This window comes from Marinomonas gallaica (genome assembly GCF_049821165.1).
In the GTDB taxonomy this organism is placed as follows: Bacteria; Pseudomonadota; Gammaproteobacteria; order Pseudomonadales; family Marinomonadaceae; genus Marinomonas; species Marinomonas gallaica.
In genome coordinates this window covers 3,838,987-3,856,428 of the sequence record NZ_CP187511.1, presented here as the reverse complement: position 1 = coordinate 3,856,428, position 17,442 = coordinate 3,838,987, and the positions used below count along the sequence as shown (strand labels likewise).

Annotated in this window: 15 protein-coding genes; 2 read left to right on the top strand and 13 right to left on the bottom strand. The window is 46.1% G+C overall.

All coding sequences use genetic code 11. The features are described from left to right. Window positions 1–4: 4 nt before the first annotated feature. On the top strand, window positions 5–1,963 hold the full coding sequence (locus tag ACPUEK_RS18220; protein ID WP_425641733.1) for a tripartite tricarboxylate transporter permease: 1,959 nt from the start codon (window positions 5–7) through the stop codon (window positions 1,961–1,963). Window positions 1,964–2,391: 428 nt separating this feature from the next. Here ACPUEK_RS18220 and ACPUEK_RS18215 read toward each other — a convergent pair whose 3' ends face one another. From ACPUEK_RS18215 to ACPUEK_RS18165, 11 genes are all read right to left on the bottom strand, one after another. Further along, window positions 2,392–4,005 (bottom strand): TRAP transporter large permease, encoded by a 1,614-nt coding sequence (locus ACPUEK_RS18215; protein WP_425641732.1) that lies wholly within the window; start codon window positions 4,003–4,005, stop codon window positions 2,392–2,394. A gap of 17 nt (window positions 4,006–4,022) precedes the next feature. Then, window positions 4,023–4,700 carry a TRAP transporter small permease gene (locus tag ACPUEK_RS18210; protein ID WP_067221485.1) on the bottom strand — a complete coding sequence of 226 codons (678 nt, stop codon included), beginning with the start codon at window positions 4,698–4,700 and terminating at the stop codon, window positions 4,023–4,025. Between the two features lie 137 nt (window positions 4,701–4,837). Next, a complete protein-coding gene (locus ACPUEK_RS18205; protein ID WP_067032478.1) occupies window positions 4,838–5,830 on the bottom strand; it encodes a TRAP transporter substrate-binding protein in 993 nt (330 codons plus the stop codon). 248 nt (window positions 5,831–6,078) lie between these two features. Continuing rightward, a complete protein-coding gene (locus tag ACPUEK_RS18200) occupies window positions 6,079–8,079 on the bottom strand; it encodes a GNAT family N-acetyltransferase (protein ID WP_425641731.1) in 2,001 nt (666 codons plus the stop codon). A gap of 132 nt (window positions 8,080–8,211) precedes the next feature. Next, window positions 8,212–9,696 (bottom strand): 2-methylcitrate dehydratase, encoded by a 1,485-nt coding sequence (gene prpD / locus ACPUEK_RS18195; RefSeq protein ID WP_425641730.1) that lies wholly within the window; start codon window positions 9,694–9,696, stop codon window positions 8,212–8,214. Between the two features lie 51 nt (window positions 9,697–9,747). Continuing rightward, window positions 9,748–10,875, bottom strand: coding sequence for a bifunctional 2-methylcitrate synthase/citrate synthase (gene prpC / locus ACPUEK_RS18190; protein WP_067032703.1), 1,128 nt, complete (start codon window positions 10,873–10,875; stop codon window positions 9,748–9,750). Window positions 10,876–11,060: 185 nt separating this feature from the next. Next, window positions 11,061–11,945 carry a methylisocitrate lyase gene (gene prpB / locus ACPUEK_RS18185; protein WP_425641728.1) on the bottom strand — a complete coding sequence of 295 codons (885 nt, stop codon included), beginning with the start codon at window positions 11,943–11,945 and terminating at the stop codon, window positions 11,061–11,063. 19 nt (window positions 11,946–11,964) lie between these two features. Beyond that, the gene (locus ACPUEK_RS18180) at window positions 11,965–12,672 is read right to left on the bottom strand and encodes a GntR family transcriptional regulator (RefSeq protein ID WP_170756299.1); all 708 of its coding nucleotides are present in this window, start codon (window positions 12,670–12,672) and stop codon (window positions 11,965–11,967) included. Between the two features lie 155 nt (window positions 12,673–12,827). Beyond that, window positions 12,828–13,541, bottom strand: coding sequence for an SDR family NAD(P)-dependent oxidoreductase (locus ACPUEK_RS18175; RefSeq protein WP_067221465.1), 714 nt, complete (start codon window positions 13,539–13,541; stop codon window positions 12,828–12,830). Between the two features lie 55 nt (window positions 13,542–13,596). After that, entirely contained in the window at window positions 13,597–13,992 is a 396-nt protein-coding gene (locus tag ACPUEK_RS18170; RefSeq protein ID WP_067221461.1) for a thiol-disulfide oxidoreductase DCC family protein, read from the bottom strand. A 10-nt stretch (window positions 13,993–14,002) separates the two neighbouring features. Next, the gene (locus ACPUEK_RS18165) at window positions 14,003–14,449 is read right to left on the bottom strand and encodes a DUF3429 domain-containing protein (RefSeq protein WP_067221458.1); all 447 of its coding nucleotides are present in this window, start codon (window positions 14,447–14,449) and stop codon (window positions 14,003–14,005) included. 208 nt (window positions 14,450–14,657) lie between these two features. Between ACPUEK_RS18165 and ACPUEK_RS18160 the strand changes: the two genes are divergently transcribed. Continuing rightward, entirely contained in the window at window positions 14,658–16,034 is a 1,377-nt protein-coding gene (locus tag ACPUEK_RS18160; protein ID WP_067095251.1) for a glycine--tRNA ligase, read from the top strand. Window positions 16,035–16,137: 103 nt separating this feature from the next. Here the strand turns inward: ACPUEK_RS18160 and ACPUEK_RS18155 are convergent, their stop codons facing one another. Together ACPUEK_RS18155 and ACPUEK_RS18150 are read right to left on the bottom strand one after the other, a co-directional pair. Beyond that, window positions 16,138–16,521, bottom strand: a complete 384-nt coding sequence (locus ACPUEK_RS18155; protein WP_067221453.1) for a rhodanese-like domain-containing protein — start codon at window positions 16,519–16,521, stop codon at window positions 16,138–16,140. 12 nt (window positions 16,522–16,533) lie between these two features. After that, window positions 16,534–17,328, bottom strand: a complete 795-nt coding sequence (locus tag ACPUEK_RS18150) for an alpha/beta hydrolase (protein WP_425641725.1) — start codon at window positions 17,326–17,328, stop codon at window positions 16,534–16,536. Between the last annotated feature and the right edge of the window lie 114 nt (window positions 17,329–17,442).

Sequence of the window (17,442 nt, the reverse complement as noted above, 5' to 3'; positions counted from 1 at the left end):
GTTTATGTCTGTTTTATTCAGTGCCCTAGATCAGGTGATGTCTGTTATGCATCTGTCATACCTGATGCTTGGTGTCGTCATAGGTCTAATTGTTGGGATCATCCCAGGATTAGGCGGTATTGCAGGGATGTCTTTGCTGTTGCCGTTTATTTACGGTATGGATGCTTCTGTTGGTTTAGGGATGCTGATGGGACTGGTGGCCGTCGTACCCACGGGGGATACATTTACCTCAGTCTTAATGGGGATACCCGGTTCCAGCTCTTCACAGGCTACAGTCATGGATGGCTTTCCATTAGCGAAAAAAGGGCAGGCAGCGCGCGCGTTGTCTGCCGCTTTCTTATCTTCAATGATCGGCGGTGTGGTTGGTGCTGTTATACTGAGTGTGTTTATCTTGGTCGCGCGCCCCGTCGTACTCGCCTTCTCTTCCGCTGAGCTGTTTATGCTCACCTTGCTCGGCCTTAGTGTGGTCGCTTCGCTCTCGGGTGGCAGTGTTTACAAAGGTCTTGCTGCATGTGGCATGGGGCTATTGATTGGTACTATTGGTGGCGCGCCTGCAACAGGCGATTTCCGATTTACCTTCGACGTAGACTATTTATACGACGGTATTCCTCTGATCGTTGTTGGTTTAGGTATTTTCGCGTTACCAGAAATTATTTCGTTATTGATTAAAAATAAGTCCATTGCAACAAAAGGCAATCAGCTTGGCCAAGGTTTAGGTCAAGGTCTGAAAGACGTTATGAGCAACTTACCTTTGGTTGGACGTTCATCCGTTTTTGGCAGTCTTGTCGGTGCAATCCCGGGACTGGGTGGTTCGGTTGTGGACTGGATGACCTACAGTTTTGCCATGAGTGCCAGTAAAGATAAGAGCCAGTTCGGTAAAGGTGAAATCAAAGGTGTCATTGCACCAGAGTCTGCGAATAATGCGTGTTCCTGTGGCAGTATGATTCCGACTATTTTGTTTGGTGTACCTGGCTCAGGCTCTGCCGCGGTATTTTTGGGCGGTATGTTGTTACTGGGTATCCAACCTGGCGTATCCATGGTATCGACTCACCTTGACCTGACCTATACCATTATCTGGTCTCTGGCTTTAGCGAATATTTTAGGTGCGGCGTTATGTATTTTCTTAACACGTCCTATTTCGATGCTGACGTACATCAAATTCTCTATTCTAGCGCCCGTTATTTTAACCTTAATTCTGTTTGCCGCTTATCAAGCCACTCGTAGTTTTGGTGATTTCCTAGCGTTAGGCGCCATTGCCTTAATTGGTGTGTTAATGAAGAATGCAGATTGGCCTCGACCAGCTTTCTTAATTGGCTTTGTACTGTCTGCGGGTGCAGAAAATTACTTTTTCCAAAGCATTCAGTTTTATGAATATAGCTGGTTTACACGTCCTGGCGTGTTGATCATTGGCGCACTGATTCTATGTGGTTTATTCCTACCTACGGTATTCCGTAGAATGATGCGTAAACGCCAAACCCCTGAAGAGGCAAAAGCCGCATCAGAAACAGCGATTGTCACCAACTTTAATTTGGATATATGGATTGCTGGTTTATTTTTGCTAGTAGCCGTTGTATTTGGTTACCAAGTTTGGGGCGAACAAACGCTAACAAGCGCTTTCCCATTGATTGCGGTGACCTTATTGGGCGGCTCTTCGCTAATGGTCATTATTAACCATCTGCGTCATCGTGGACAAATTGCAACGGCTGAGATTCGACAAGGACTGTTCTATATAGTGGGCTTTTTCATCATGGCTTTCTTGTATTTCGAACTCGGTTTCTTAACCACTACCTTCGTGTTCTCGCTGTCGTTCATCTACTTCTTTGCCCGTGCAGGAGTAGTAAAATCGTTATCAATTGCCTTCGGTTTGTTGGTATTTCTTTTGGTGTTAGGTCGAGTCATGAGTGTCGACTACCCTGAAGGATTGCTAGACGGCTATGTATTGGCAATAGCGAATCTGGTTTAACAAGTATTCGCTGACCCCGCGACTTGTTTGATGCCCGGCTATTTAGGCGGGCATTTTTTGTCTGTTACATAACCTATGAAAAGCCCCTTTTCTGTTCGCAAAGGGGGATCGAAAATAGTATTTAAGAGATTTTCAAAACCGTAGTCTTTGTCGAAAATGTCGCTACCATCGAGCCTTTTGTCGCTGCGTTCATTAAACAAGTGTTTGTCGATCGATTTCGCACTGTAGCGACGTTTGCCGCCGCTATGTCATTACAATGTGTGTTTAAAAAGTGTCAGATCATCTTTTTAATTGTATTTAATATTATTTAAACGCTGCTTGTTGGGCGTCTATTATGGCAAGGCATGTTGTTTTAGTGGGGGACTAGCAAAAAAAAGCGCCCCGTAGGGCGCTAATAACATGACAATAGTTAATGTCATAAAAGGGTGTTACTGGACAATCTCAGGTCCCATGATCGCATATGGAAGTGCAGTCGATAGAGAAGGAATGTAGGTGACAAGGATCAAGAAGACAAACAATACCGCAACGAAAGGCATGGCTGCTTTTACTACTCGAGCCAAGCTCATCCCGGTGATCCCTGAGGTCACAAAGAGGTTGAGACCTATTGGCGGCGTTATCATCCCGATCTCCATGTTGACCACCATGATGATACCTAGATGAATTGGGTCAACCCCCAGCTCCATCGCGATTGGGAACACCACAGGTGCAACAATCACCAATAGACCAGATGGTTCCATAAACTGACCACCAATCAACAATAGAATGTTGACAGCGATTAGGAACGTGAACCAGTTGAAACCAACACCTAGCATCCATTCTGTAATCGCTTGCGGAATACGCTCAGCGGATAACGTATGTGCGAACAGCAATGCGTTAGCGATGATAAACATCAGCATGATGGTTGTCTTAGTACCATCTAGCATGGTTTTACGAGTCTCTTCGCCAAATAAAGCAGGGAAGAAGCCACGCGCCATCAGTGAAAAATTACGACCCCAAATAGGCATACCCTGAGCAATACAGCTCACTAAGCTTGTTTCAAGCTTAGCACCACGTTTGGACACGTAGAACAGAGCCAGTAAAGCACCTAGAACCAAACCAATAATAGCTCGTACACCAGCGGTCATTGCTTCACTGCCAGACAGCGCGAAGAAAGACATGATTTCCCACACTAGGAAAAATGACACACCGTAAACCGTACCATTGAAACCCACACGTGCTGCGGGTGCATCCGTTTCTTTAGTCCATGTCTCGCCTTTAAGTGGCCCCATGTCGCGATACACGAATAGTGCGATGAAGATCGAGTAAATCGCGGCTACCACAGCTGCTTCTGTTGGTGTAAAAGCACCACCGTAGATACCGCCCATGATGATTACGATTAGAAATAATCCCCACCCCGCGTCTTTACCGCCACGGATTAAATTACCAAAGCCTTTCCACTCTTCCGCTGGTAGATTTTTGATACGTGCAACCACATAGATTGCCAACATCAACATACCACCCGCCATCAAGCCTGGGATCACGCCCGCTAAGAACATACGACCAACAGATACGTCCGTTGCAGCCGCGTAGACTACCATTACGATGGAAGGCGGAATTAGGATACCTAAAGTACCCGCATTGGCGATGATGCCGGAGGCAAACTCTTTTGAGTAACCGACTTGGCGCATGCCCGCAATGGCAATGGTACCGATCGCTACCACGGTTGCTGGCGATGAACCAGACAGTGCTGCGAACATCATACATGCCAATACGGAGGCCATTGCCAAACCACCACGGAAGTGACCGACAGATGCGATGGCAAAGTTAATCAAACGCTTTGCCACACCACCAGTAGACATAAATGACGACGCCAAAATGAAAAACGGAATCGCTAAAAGTGTGTAGTGTTGACCTGCGCCAAATAATGAGATTGCTACCGATGACAAAGAGTCATGGGAGAAAAATGTAATAAACAGAATGGACGTTAAGCCCAAACAAATACCAACTGGTAGCCCGATAAAGAGCAGCGTTAGTACCATACCAAATAAAATTAATGCTTCCACGATACGCTCCTAACCAATTAGTCTTTCAATGCACCTTTGTTCTCTTCAACAAGGTCTTGCGCTTCGTGACCACTGATCAACATATCACGCTTGCCTGTTGCGATGGCTATAAAAGCCTGTAGAGAACGGTACGCTAGTAATGCCAAACTGATTGGCAGAATCACAAGTACTAACCAGCGATGTACACGCGGTTGAATGTCGAACGCTTCGACCATAAAAGCAGGGTAGCGAAGTTCTTCTTGGCCTAGACCAATACGCCACATTTTGTACCAGTACTCAATGGCACCACCACGCACGTCTATGCCTAACATCGCAACCCAAGTTGAATCGAGTAAGATAAGACCATAGAGCATCGCACCTGCGGCACCGATCAGAGACAACACTTTTGCAGTCCCTTTAGGTACTGCATTCAGAAGAATATCGACCCCAAGATGCGAACCCGTTTTGATGCCATAGCTCATGCCCAAAAGGATCAGCCAAGAAAACATAACGGTATTGAATTCCAGCGCCGCCACCCAACCTGTGTTGAAAGCATAGCGCGCAATCACCTGGCCGAATGACACCACCATGATTGAAGAAATGACGAGAACTAATAGATTTTCTTCAAATCGTTCCATGAATTTCGGAAAACGTTTTTCCAGCACCCATAGGGCTAGAATAAATATCAATAAGTATAAATGAGGCCAGTATGCCATGGGGGACTCCTAAACATCGGAAGGCAGCGTAAAAAGGCCTTTCACACCAGAGCTCACGGGTGGGTTAACACATATGTGAAAGGCACGAAAGGGCTAGCGCCATATGGCGCTAGCTTTGCTGCTCGGTCGTACTACGCTTATGCGCCAGCGGCTGCATCGATTAGATTTTTACCGATATCGCCTTCGAACTGTTTCCAAACAGGTTTCATTGTGTCAACCCATTCAGCACGTTGCTCTGGCGTTAGCGTATTGATCGTTCCGCCTGCTTTTAGGATATTTTCACGGTTAGCGGCTTCTTTTGCTTTAACGGACTCGTTCGCTTCTTGAGTGACTTCGTCAGCAATGGCGATGAATTGAGCACGATCTTCATCGCTTAGGCTCGCTAGAAAATCAGAAGATGTCATAAATAGGTAAGCCAACAACTGATGGTTGGTTTCCGTAATACTGTCTTGTACTTCGTAAAATTTCTTCGTGTAGATGTTTGACCAAGTGTTCTCTTGACCATCTACAACGCCTGTCTGTAAAGCACCGTATACTTCAGAGAAAGCCATTGCTTGAGGCGATGCGCCCATGGCAGAGATCATTTGTTTCGCTACATCAGAGGTCTGTACGCGGAACTTAAGGCCTTCAGCATCGCTAGGTACCATTAGAGGCTTGTTCGCTGAGAAGTACTTCATACCTGACATCCAGTAACCTAGACCAACGAAACCGGCATATTCGTCCATCGCAGTTAGAAGTTCTTTACCTTCGTCTGTTTTGGTGAAGCGAATCGCATGATCCATGTCTTTAAAAATGAAAGGTAGATCAAAGACACCGTATTTAGGTGTGTAAGAACCGAATTTAGAAAGAGAAGGTGCTAGAAGTTGTACGTCACCTAGAAGCAGCGCTTCAAGCTCTTTGGAATCACCAAACAGTGTTGAGTTAGGGAAAACTTCGATACACAGTTTACCGTCCATCTCCTTGTTAACACGTTCCGCGAAGTTGTTAGCGGCAACCACTTTAGGGTGCGTTGTACCACCTGTTACGTGACTGAACTTTACAACGCGCTCACCTGAATCACAGTTTGCAGAAGCGGCAGTCGCAGACAGTGCAAGGGCAGCAGTGGTTAGTGCAAGGCTGATTTTTTTCATTTTCATGACTCCAAATTTTGAGTATTTATTATTGTTAGCTTGGGCATTGCCAAACATGCAACGCAATTTGGTTGTTGCTGTTCGTACTTGTTACACATTTTGTGCCAACTATTTAATAAAAATATAAGTGATTGAATTGTAAAGGAAAAATAAATTTTGGTGGATATTGCTATCCAGTCAACTTGGGAGGGATGAGTGACAATTCGCCCATGAAAAAAAGCTAATGGGTGGTTATTCACCCATTTAAGTTAAGCCGGTAAAAGTGCGTTTACAGTGGCTTTTAGAGCTTTAAAAAGATCTTTCTTGCCACTGAAATCTAAGTCATGAGCGTCTTTTTCAGTAAAGATATTTAGAGCGCAGCCCAGTAATAGCAAGTGTTGGGGGTTATTTGGGTGTAGTTTTTTCTGTTCTAATAAATTGAGCGTAAAATGAAGTAATTGAGAACGCACGGAATCGTAAGGGCGGCTGTAGTTCGCAAAAAAGATCAAATCTGACACAGTTTTGTCTGTCAAAGAGGGAATGTGTGGATTCTCCCCCATGAGACAACTGGCTGCAATGGTACTGATTAAAGCAGGGGATAATTGCTGAAGTCCAAGGGGTAAACTGCTTAACCAGAGCTGGCTAAACTGCTGGCACCAGAAATGATGACGTGAGTGAGCGATTTTAGATAAGGGCCTTAGCATCATTAAAGAGTAGGCCCCGCTCGCTTGGTCTTTTGCACTGCCCAAACGTACTGCACGGAAGTTGTTTTGTTGCCAGAATGACACCACTTCAGTGGTTGCAGCAAAGCTAGTACAAAGAAAATCGATCGCTTGGCTATGAGCCGCTTGGTAGATACTCTCGATAAGCTGGCTACCTAAGCCTTGTCTCTGCGCTTCGGGCGCGATAGCAATACGGCTGATCCGCCAATAGGTGTATTGTCCTGCGTCTTGTATTCCTTCGTGGGCCAATAAAGACTGTGGTACAAGATGGCCTCTTGGGCGCCGTTTGCCTTGGGCAACTTGCTCTGATAAATCTTTAGGTAAACGGCCCTCAGCTGTCATCAATGCTACGCCTAATAACTTTTTATCGCGGTAGTGAAAAAAGGTGATTACGCTTGGGTCGTCAACCAGCCATCTTTTATTTTCAGGCGTTGTTTGATAGTGGGCGCTTACTAATAAAGCAAATGCTTGATCTAAAAGGTTCGGGTATTGTAACCATTGAGCACCACTCAATGTGCTTGGCGTGTCTTCTAGTTCTACATTCCTTTGATACTCTTTAAACAGCAGCTGATCGAGCCAAGTTTCCAATGGGTCACTTTCCCCCCACCTTAAAGGCGTACTCAATGTGTACTCGTGACAAGGGGTTTTTAAGTGTCGAAGGTGTTGGCGAAAGCGTAGACCAAAGCCCCTACCGGAGCCTTCGTAGCCAAAATCGGTACTGCTGAATATCACGCGCTTCGCTTTCTGGGCCATTTGCTCCAGCATTGGTAATGGTATGCTAGCTGCTTCATCGACGACCAATAAATCAATGGGCGTGTGTAAGCGAAGTAATTCATCCGGTGCGATGAAAGGTGCTTGTGTCTCGGACAGCTCTTGAAAGTGCTGCACTAGCGTCGCTAAGTTATGAAGACTTGATGCCGTACAAAAACATTGTTGGCCGCGTGTCTTAGCTTGATATAGCAACTCAGCTAATGCATAGGATTTCCCTCTACCTCGAGCGGCGATCAGTACATGTGTGCTGGGGGGGCGCTCTAGCACTTGGCTTATAAATTGGTGTTGATCCGAGGTTAAGTTCTTCTCGGTGAGTTGATAGGGCGATAACGTTTGAGGCCATTGCTCTGTAAAAGGAGAGTTAGGTTGGCTAAGGGCTTGCCAAAACAGCGTTTTATAAGTGCTGCTCACCTGAGTACTTTCTAAAGGCCAAGGAAGAAAACGGGCTAACTCTTGATCTTCATTTGAACACCAGTGGGGGCCGAGATAAAGAACTAGAAGGCCTCCGCCTTTTAGTGTTCCGGCTACTATTGCTAATGCCGATAGATTAAGGCCCGCAGATAAATCGAGAAAAATAGCCGAGTAATTATTGCCGAGTTGGCGTTTCAGACCATTGAAAGTAGTTTGTGTGGTGCCGGCTAAGAGTACCTCTTCACAATGCGAGACGACCAGTGTGTCCGCTAGCCTTTCGGTTAACTCTGCAAAGTTATTTAAGGCATTGCCACGAGTTTGCTGGCTGATCACACAGTGGCGATGAGGCGAATGAATACTGGTCATGAATGGCCCTGCTGACATAAAAAAAGAAGCCTATCTATGTAGGCTTCTTTTTATCATACCTAGGTTCTTGGTTTCAGAGAATCTAGGATTCACATGAGTACTTTAAGTTCGGTCGTTTCGCATACGGTTGAATTAAATAACCAATAGATCCATGAACTTATGTACGGCTGTCGCTTCAAGTTGCGACTGATCTTTACATAAAGAGTAAATGTCGCTGCAACGAGCAGAGGGGAACCGAGTTGCTAAATTGGCTCTGAACTTCTTCTCGAGTAGCGGAATGCCTTGCTCTCGGCGACGGCGGTGACCAATCGGGTACTCAACTGATACTTCTTCTGTCGATGTGCCATCTTTAAAGAAGACTTGGATAGCATTGGCAATAGAACGCTTATCTGCCTCCAAGTATTCACGAGTAAAGCGCTCATCCTCGGTGATTTCCATTTTTTCACGCAGCTCATCAATAATGGGGTTCTGTGTATGGAAGTCGTCTTCATAGTGTTCAGCGATCAGGTTACCAAAGGCAAGTGGTACGGCCGTCATGTATTGTAGACAATGGTCACGGTCTGCAGCATTGGCTAATGGGCCGACTTTGGAAATGATTCGAATAGCGGATTCGTGGGTACGAATCACAATTTTCTCGATTTGATCTAAGCGGTCTTTCACTTGCGGGTGTAAGGTGACGGCTGCTTCAGCCGCTGTTTGTGCATGAAACTCCGCAGGGAAAGAGATCTTAAACAGCACATTTTCCATAACATAGGTGCCGTAGTCCTGAGTAAACTTAAAGGTACGATCTTCAGGTGTTTTTAACTGCTGGTCTTTATTGGTTTTAGAAAAAGACACATCGTAGAACCCCCATTGCGGCGCGGTCAGTACGCCGGGAATACCCATTTCACCCCGCAATGACATATCGGCTAGACGGACTGCTCGAGACGTAGCATCCCCCGCCGCCCATGATTTACGTGAGCCTGCATTTGGAGCGTGACGATAGGTACGTAATGCTGAGCCATCAACCCAGGCTTGCGAAATGGCGGCCATAATTTGCTCACGGTTGCCGCCCATCATTTTTGCTACAACCGCAGAAGATGCTACACGCACTAATAAAACGTGACACAGACCGACACGGTTAAACGAGTTCTCCAAGGCAATCACGCCTTGGATTTCATGGGCCATGATCATGCCCTCTAATACTTCTCGCATGGTTAATGGTGCTTCGCCGCGAGAGACGCGCACTTGAGACAAATGATCAGCGACCGCCAAAATACCACCGAGGTTATCGGAAGGGTGGCCCCATTCTGCCGCGAGCCAAGTGTCGTTGTAATCGAGCCAGCGAATAATACAACCGATGTCCCATGCTGCTTTCACTGGGTCGAGAGTGAACGACGTGCCCGGCACACGCGCACCATTCGGTACAACAGTGCCTTGCACCATAGGGCCAAGGTGTTTAGTACACTCTGGAAAACGTAGGGCTAATAGGCCGCAACCTATAGTATCCATTAGACAGTTGCGAGCTGTATCGAGGGCTTCTTGGCTTTCAATTTTGAAATTTAAAACATAATCCGCGATGTCTTGGATGACCTGATCGTATTCAGGGCGGTTATTTAAATCGACGTTTGCACTCATGGTGGTTCCTCTAATTCTTATCTAACCAGCTCATGCTGGTGTATCTGTCTATTAATCTCGGTCTGCAATATCGACCCAAGTGGCTTTTTCAGGGCCCGTGTAATCTGCGCTGGGTCGAATTATGCGATTGTTTGCGCGTTGCTCCATCACATGGGAAGCCCACCCTGTCACACGTGAACATACAAAAATTGGTGTGAATAACTTGGTTGGAATGCCCATAAATCGATACGCACTGGCATGGAAAAAATCGGCATTACAGAAGAGTTTTTTCTCGCGCCACATAACGGCTTCGCAGCGTTCAGATACCGCATATAGATGTGTGTCACCGACTTCTTCAGACAATCGCTTGGACCACTTCTTGATGATGTCGTTGCGAGGGTCGCGTTCACGATAGATTGCGTGACCAAAGCCCATGATTTTTTCTTTGTTGACCAATTTATCGAGGATCGCCGCTTCGGCTTCGTCGGCACTTTGCCAAGGCTCGATCATGTCCATTGCTGCTTCGTTGGCACCGCCATGAAGCGGGCCGCGTAAGCTGCCAATGCCGCCGGTAATACAGGAGTGCATATCGGAAAGCGTTGAAGCACACACTCGCGCCGTAAAAGTAGACGCATTAAATTCGTGTTCTGCATATAGAATCAGCGAGGCGTTCATCACTTTTTCATGTAATGGATTAGGGGTGTCACTGTGCAGCATCGCTAGAAAATGCCCTGCTAGGCTGCTCACTGATGGGTTGAGTGTGTCGATACGAACACCGTCATGACTAAATCGATACCAATACAATATGATGGCAGGAAGCGTTGCCAATAGGCGATCGGCAACGTCCTGTTGCTGACTAAAGTCGGTTTCTGTTTCAACGTTGCCTAAAAAAGAACAACCTGTGCGCATGACATCCATTGGATGGGCGTCTTTGGGAATTAATTCCAAACACGATTTTAGGGCTTGTGGCAGCTCCCGTAAGTTCATTAGCTTAGTTTTGTAATGATCCAGTTCCGTTTGGTTTGGCAGTTTGCCATACAGGAGCAAATGCGCCACCTCTTCAAAACAGGCTTTTTCAGCCAACTCTTCTATGTCATAGCCTCGATAAGTGAGGCCAGAGCCCGTTTGGCCAACGGTACAGAGAGCGGTTTCACCTGCACTTTGACCTCGAAGGCCAGCGCCTGATAATTCTTTAGCCATTTCTTTATCTCCATTTTTATTGTTAGCGAGATAATCAGTTAAACACCAGCTCGTACGACCCGATTCCATCGGGGACATCGCACTTTTATCACTGAGCAGAGTTAGCTCGTAGCCCCGATTCTATTGGCAACAAAGCGTGGTGTATGACTGATAATATGTATGTCATCAAGAGTTTCTGATCCTTATTAACGCTTATTTTCAGAGAACAACGCATCGAGCTTTTGTTCGTAATCGTGGTAATTTAAGAAGTCGTATAAATCCATGCGTGTTTGCATCGTGTCGACCACATTGCGCTGGTGGCCATCATCTAACAGGTGTTGATACACATTCAGTGCGGCTTGGTTCATCGCGCGAAAAGCACTGAGTGGATACAGCACCATATCGATGCCTGCGCTGGCTAACTCTTCACGACTAAACAATGGCGTGGCGCCAAATTCAGTGATGTTAGCTAATACCGGTACTTTTACAGCATCCACAAACTCGCGGTATTGCTCAAGAGTCAGCATGGCTTCGGGGAAGATCATATCAGCCCCTGCCTCAACGCAGGCTACGGCCCGTTCAATGGCGGAATCCATGCCTTCTACGGCTAACGCATCGGTACGAGCCATGATGACGAAGCTGTCATCGTTACGCGCGTCGACACAAGCTTTGATGCGATCCACCATTTCAGCTTGGCTGACAATGGCTTTATTTGGGCGGTGGCCACAACGCTTTTGCTGAACTTGGTCTTCAATGTGAACGGCAGCCGCACCTGCTTTTTCCATTTGTTGCACGGAACGGGTGATGTTAAATGCACCGCCAAAGCCGGTATCAATATCGACCAGTAATGGTAATTGGCTGGCTGCAGTAATACGGCGTACATCTTCTAATACGTCATTCAGGTCGGTCATACCAAGATCGGGCAAGCCGTATGAGGCGTTGGCAACCCCACCACCTGATAAGTAAATGGCATGGTGGCCTGTTTGTTCCGCCATCATGGCGCAGTAGGCGTTGACGGTACCAACGACTTGCAATGGTGAATGGTCTTTTATCGCTTGGCGAAAACGTGCGCCGGGTGATGCTAACGTCATACGATCCTCACTTTTATTGTTATTGGCTCGGTTGGCCAGTGTTACCCTGAGAAATGCTGTTGTGCAGCATCGCTTTTTTCAAAAGACTTGCGGCGCGACTAATGTGGCGACGCATGAGCAGTTCGGCTAGATCGCCCTCACGGTTGGCGATGGCGTCTAGAATGGCTTTGTGTTCGCGCAATGCCTGACGTGGGTCTGGACGCGAGTCGGCCGTGTAGCGACGATACATACGAATCGTGGCATACAAATCTTGTGTTAATACACGAATCAGTTTTTTGTTTTGGCTGGCGTGAATAATACGCAGATGGAAGTCCTCGTTGCCGTTTTGGCTGGCATAGTGCTCATCTTGATTGGCGTCTAAATGCGCTTGGTGATCTTCTAGAAGCGCATAAAGTTGTTCGATTTCAGCCTCACTAATCAATTCTGCCGCCAAGCGTGCAGCCATTCCCTCCATCGCTTCACGTAGCGTAAACGTGTCTAACAGGTCGGCTATATTTAGCTCAACCACACGAGCCCCAACATTGGCTGTACGTGTGATGAGGCCAAGGGTTTCCAGTTTTACTAAGGCTTCACGTAGCGGTCCACGAGACACACCATAGCGTTTGGCGAGTTCCGGTTCTGAAATTTTACTGCCCAGTGGTAGCACCCCATCAATGATTTCAGCGGTTAAACGCTGAGTTAAATCATCCGGCAGTGTGGCAGACTTTAGAGTTGTGACCTTGTTCACGCTCATTTCCTATTTTGTTGTCTACAATGAAACCCGTTATAGAGTGAAAATGAGTATAGATCAATATAGATTGTCGACAATTCGACTTAGGTCTTAGTCTAAAAAGAAAGGCAAATCCTACATTGTCGACAATGTAGAGGGTGTTCAGGGGCGTGTTACCAAGTGATCGATTGGTGGTTCCAGTCCATATAGCTGGCTTTTCCGTCCATTTCTAAAGTATCGAGTAAGCTCAATAATTGCGAGGCGACAAACTCAGGTGTAAACAACTTCCCCTCAGGGACAGAGCGTTGGAAGGGTTCAGAAAGCGGTGTATCCGTTGTACCTGGGTGAAAAGCTAACAGCTTAACGTTTTTGGCACGCCTTGCGAGTTCCACTGAAAACGTCTGTACCATCATATTCAGAGCGGCTTTAGAGGCGCGGTAGCTGTACCAGCCTCCTAATTGATTATCACTGATGCTACCAATGCGTGCACTAAACAAAGCCACTTTACAGGGCTCATTGCTTTTCAAATGCGGGGTTAAGTACTTTAACCAAAGCGAAGGTGTGACTGTATTCGCTTCATAGACTTTGAGCATGTTGTCTGAGGAGATTGACTCAAACTTACGTTCTGGTTGTAGTTCGTCTTGGTGCAAGATCCCTTGGCAAATAAACACTTTGCCGACAGGCGCGGATAACGAAATCTGAGAGCAGGCTTGCTCAATGCTGGCTTCGTCGTATTGAGTGTTAATGGATGTGATTTTGGGATCAGAGAAAGCTTGTCCCCGGCTGATGGCAAGAATATGTTGGCAAGTATCTTCTTTTACTAATTTAGCGATTAATGCTTGTGCGATTTTACTTCCGGCACCGACAACAATGACTGTGTGTGGCATAGAGCCTCCTTCGTATAATAATGAAGCATACGCAGAAGGCGTGTGACTTGGATGACTAGCGAGGAGGGCAATGGTCTTTGCTGCAAGGCTCGCAGCGCTTTTCACCCGTTAACCAATAAGACAGTTTGTGGCGGTGTTTGGCAAATAATAAGTAGCCTTGGTCCGCAAACCAGCGAATGACCGGCCAGCGCAACACTTTAAGCCATTTATGTTTGCCGATGGCTTGCCAGACGGCCACATTGGCATCTAAACCTGTCACGAGTTGACCGTTGTCTAAAATAGCATGCAGTAAACGATCGGCCGCATGTTCATCAATTTGCGGATAAAGGTTGTTGAAGGTGTCACTGTGAATGTCCACTAGGTTTAGGCGCTGTGCGGTATCGTAGCGCTTTAGTAATGTGATTTCTTTTACACAAAGTGGGCAGTACCCGTCGTAGAACAACGTAATCATAAGGGGTAACCTAAATTTTTGGGTAGAGCATGAGCAAATGCATAGCACACACCGCTACCGTTAGACCAAAACGCAAATTTGGGTAATAACTTTGATCCGGACGAATTTGTTTTAACCAACGTACTTCCAACCAAAAGATGCTGATGTAGCCACATAACAGTAGCAGTAAAGACATGTGCGGCTGATCAATGAGTAATCCACACCATGCGATCAACGCTACCACATTACTGGCGATGAGCAGTATTTTACATTTCGATTGAAACGGCTGTTCCAGTACTTGTCCCCAAATTGCACCGCTTAGAAAACTTAAGATAACAGCGCTGTACGCGACGAAAACAGACTGAGCAAGCAGACCATAATGGTAAAAATTGAAGTGAAAAGCTAACGTACTCGCGATAAATGGGATAAGCCCTAAAACGCCAAGCGTTTTAATAAGCGAGCTTGAATTGTTACGCATTGTTTATCCTAAAAGTAAAAGCTGCTGACAATAATTACGTATTATCTAACAGAATAGATCTTGAGGCATTTAAAAAAGTATCTAAGAGCGAACTTTTTCGCCCCATTGAGTAGAGCGAGGGCACAGAGTACAATGGTGAACTTATTTTATCGGCTACGCCGTTGCGCGCCAGCCGCCCCTAAATTAACGAATTAAGGTGTGTTGAAAAATGCCAGCTAAAACGATGGATGAACTCGTCTCCCTTTGTAAACGTCGTGGATTTATCTTCCAAGGCAGTGAGATTTACGGAGGTATGCAAGGTGCATACGACTACGGTCCACTAGGTATTGAGCTTAAAAACAACCTTAAAGCAGCATGGTGGCGCGCTATGGTCTATGACCGTGACGATGTTGAAGGTCTAGACGCTGCCATTATTCAAAACAAATATGTGTACAAATACTCGGGTCACGAAGATACCTTTACAGATCCGATGGTAGACTGCCACGAATGTAAATCGCGCTTGCGTGCTGACCACATGAAAGACATCAAAGTATGTGACAACTGTGGTTCAACCAACGTCACTGAGCCTCGTGATTTCAACTTGATGTTTAAGACGAACGTTGGCCCGATGGTTAACGAAGAGTCTTACACGTACCTGCGTCCAGAAACGGCGCAAGGCATTTTTACAAACTTCAAAAACGTCGTTGATTCAACATCGCGCGCATTACCATTTGGTATTGCTCAGATCGGTAAATCGTTCCGTAACGAAATCACGCCACGTAACTTCATTTTCCGTGTTCGTGAATTTGAACAAATGGAACTGGAATTCTTCTGTAAACCAGGTGAAGACGAAAAATGGCATCAAACATGGGTCGATCTTCGTACTCAGTGGTGGCTTGATCAAGGTTTGGCAAAAGAGAACATCGAGTTTGAACATGTGACTGGCGATGATCTAGCGCATTACTCAAAAGCGACGGTTGATATTTTGTACAAATTCCCGCATGGCTTTGAAGAGCTGGAAGGGATCGCAAACCGTACCGACTATGACCTAGGGTCGCACACTAAGGCTCAAGAAGAGTTCGGCTTGTCAGCCAAGGTTAAACCAAATGCGCACTCAACGACTAAGCTAGCAGTACGTGATTTAGAAGAAAACAAAATGGTTGTGCCATTCTGTATCGAGCCTTCAGCAGGTTTGGATCGCGGTTTGTTGGCGGTGCTGACGGAAGCGTACACCGAAGAAGAGCTTGAAAACGGCTCAAGCCGTACCGTGTTAAAACTTAAGCCGCATCTAGCTCCGATCAAAGTTGCTGTTCTACCTCTTAAGAAGAACAAACCTGAAATCGTTGAAGCCGCAAAAGGCATTAAGAACCGTCTACAGAAACTTGGCCTAGGTCGTATCCTTTATGAAAATACCGGTAACGTAGGTAAAGGCTACCGTCGTCATGACGAAGTAGGTACGCCGATCTGTATCACAGTTGACTTTGATACGATTGAACAAGAAGGCGCACCAGTGACTGTTCGCCACCGTGATACCATGGAACAAGAAGTGGTTAACACGGCCGATCTTCCAAGCTTCATCTTGAACTACTTTGTAAATCAAGACTAAGTCAAAGTCGCGCTCTTAAAAAAATCAAAAGCCGATGCAGTGTGAACTGCATCGGCTTTTTAGTTTTTGACAAACAGACAGGTTCTGTAATGTGTCTATTAGGCTAAGGTTTACTTGCCTGCATTTCCTCTAGACCACCACCATTGATGACATTGACAAAGCCCATATCATACAGCTGGCGCTTTGCGTGGCCGGCACGGCTGCCTGATCGACAATAGACAACAATTGACGTGTCGCGGTCTATTGGGTTGGCCAATTTATTCAAACTGCTAAGAGGCATATTGACCGCTTCTTCTAAGTGACCAGACTTAAACTCCTGAGCGGTGCGAACATCAATTAACATGGCACCATTATTGAGGGCTTGCCAGGCAACATCTGAGCGTTTTGACGCCGTTGCACTGAGGCTAAACACACCGATAATCAAAGCAATTAACGCTAATATAGAAAACTTTATAGGGGTATTGGTATCTAGCGACAAACGTTCCATGGTGATTCTCCGTTAGTGTTGTCGAGCAAAAAATTCCGAAATTTCTTGGTCGATAGAGACCTCACTCGGAATAAACCAAATCAAATTAGAAATCATGTCTACGTGCCCCATTTCTGGGAAGGTTTTTGTGGTGACGCGTCCTCGTTCAAGTTTTATTTTAGTGCTTAATAAATCGATATTGCGTTGGCCCACTAACGTATCTTCCTCTCCCCACATTAGTAGCATCGGTGGCTCATTGCCATCAATAAAGGTCGTAACCGTCATTTGAGGGTAGCATTCTGGAGGGCCAAAGATATCTTTAAGATCCTCTTCCATAGGAATAAAGTCATAAGGTCCAGATAGCCCCGCAAATGCTTTAATGTTTTGGTTTGAGCGTCCTTTGCTAGATAGGTATTGTTCGTCTGCACTGATCAGCGCGCCAATGTGCGCCCCAGCAGAGTGTCCCATCACAAATAACTTATCAGGGTTTCCTTGAAATGAGCCTATGTTGTCCATGGTCCAGACAATCGCATCCGCACCATCTTCAACAAAGCTTGGAAACTTAACTTGAGGGTATTTGCGATAGTCAGGAATCACAACAATGTAACCACGATCAACAAAAGGCTTGGCCACAAAGGGGTACATTTCTTTATGACCGTCTTGCCAGCTACCGCCGTAGAAAAACACAATGACTGGATGCCGTTGGCCTGTTTCTTGTTGTGGCGTGTAGATGTCTAACGTTTGTTCAGGCAGGTTGCCATAACTTATATTTTCATGGCGTATAACATCCCCAAAATGACTCGGTATGTTAGCTACGTTTACACCCACTTGAGTGCATCCGGAGCTGATGACGGCCGCAACAGTCGTAAAAAGGGATGAAAGTTTGATAGGATCCACCTATAGATTTTTAATAATCAATTACCATACGTAAGGTAATATCAA

What these genes read in the sequence shown, in the direction of transcription:
- ACPUEK_RS18220 (WP_425641733.1), top strand. Translation starts at nt 5, where the DNA reads ATGTCTGTTTTATTCAGTGCCCTAGATCAGGTGATGTCTGTTATGCAT.
- ACPUEK_RS18170 (WP_067221461.1), bottom strand. Translation starts at nt 13,992, where the DNA reads ATGATTACGTTGTTCTACGACGGGTACTGCCCACTTTGTGTAAAAGAA.
- ACPUEK_RS18210 (WP_067221485.1), bottom strand. Translation starts at nt 4,700, where the DNA reads ATGGCATACTGGCCTCATTTATACTTATTGATATTTATTCTAGCCCTA.
- ACPUEK_RS18175 (WP_067221465.1), bottom strand. Translation starts at nt 13,541, where the DNA reads ATGCCACACACAGTCATTGTTGTCGGTGCCGGAAGTAAAATCGCACAA.
- ACPUEK_RS18205 (WP_067032478.1), bottom strand. Translation starts at nt 5,830, where the DNA reads ATGAAAAAAATCAGCCTTGCACTAACCACTGCTGCCCTTGCACTGTCT.
- prpC (WP_067032703.1), bottom strand. Translation starts at nt 10,875, where the DNA reads ATGGCTAAAGAATTATCAGGCGCTGGCCTTCGAGGTCAAAGTGCAGGT.
- ACPUEK_RS18200 (WP_425641731.1), bottom strand. Translation starts at nt 8,079, where the DNA reads ATGACCAGTATTCATTCGCCTCATCGCCACTGTGTGATCAGCCAGCAA.
- prpB (WP_425641728.1), bottom strand. Translation starts at nt 11,945, where the DNA reads ATGACGTTAGCATCACCCGGCGCACGTTTTCGCCAAGCGATAAAAGAC.
- ACPUEK_RS18160 (WP_067095251.1), top strand. Translation starts at nt 14,658, where the DNA reads ATGCCAGCTAAAACGATGGATGAACTCGTCTCCCTTTGTAAACGTCGT.
- ACPUEK_RS18155 (WP_067221453.1), bottom strand. Translation starts at nt 16,521, where the DNA reads ATGGAACGTTTGTCGCTAGATACCAATACCCCTATAAAGTTTTCTATA.
- ACPUEK_RS18165 (WP_067221458.1), bottom strand. Translation starts at nt 14,449, where the DNA reads ATGCGTAACAATTCAAGCTCGCTTATTAAAACGCTTGGCGTTTTAGGG.
- prpD (WP_425641730.1), bottom strand. Translation starts at nt 9,696, where the DNA reads ATGAGTGCAAACGTCGATTTAAATAACCGCCCTGAATACGATCAGGTC.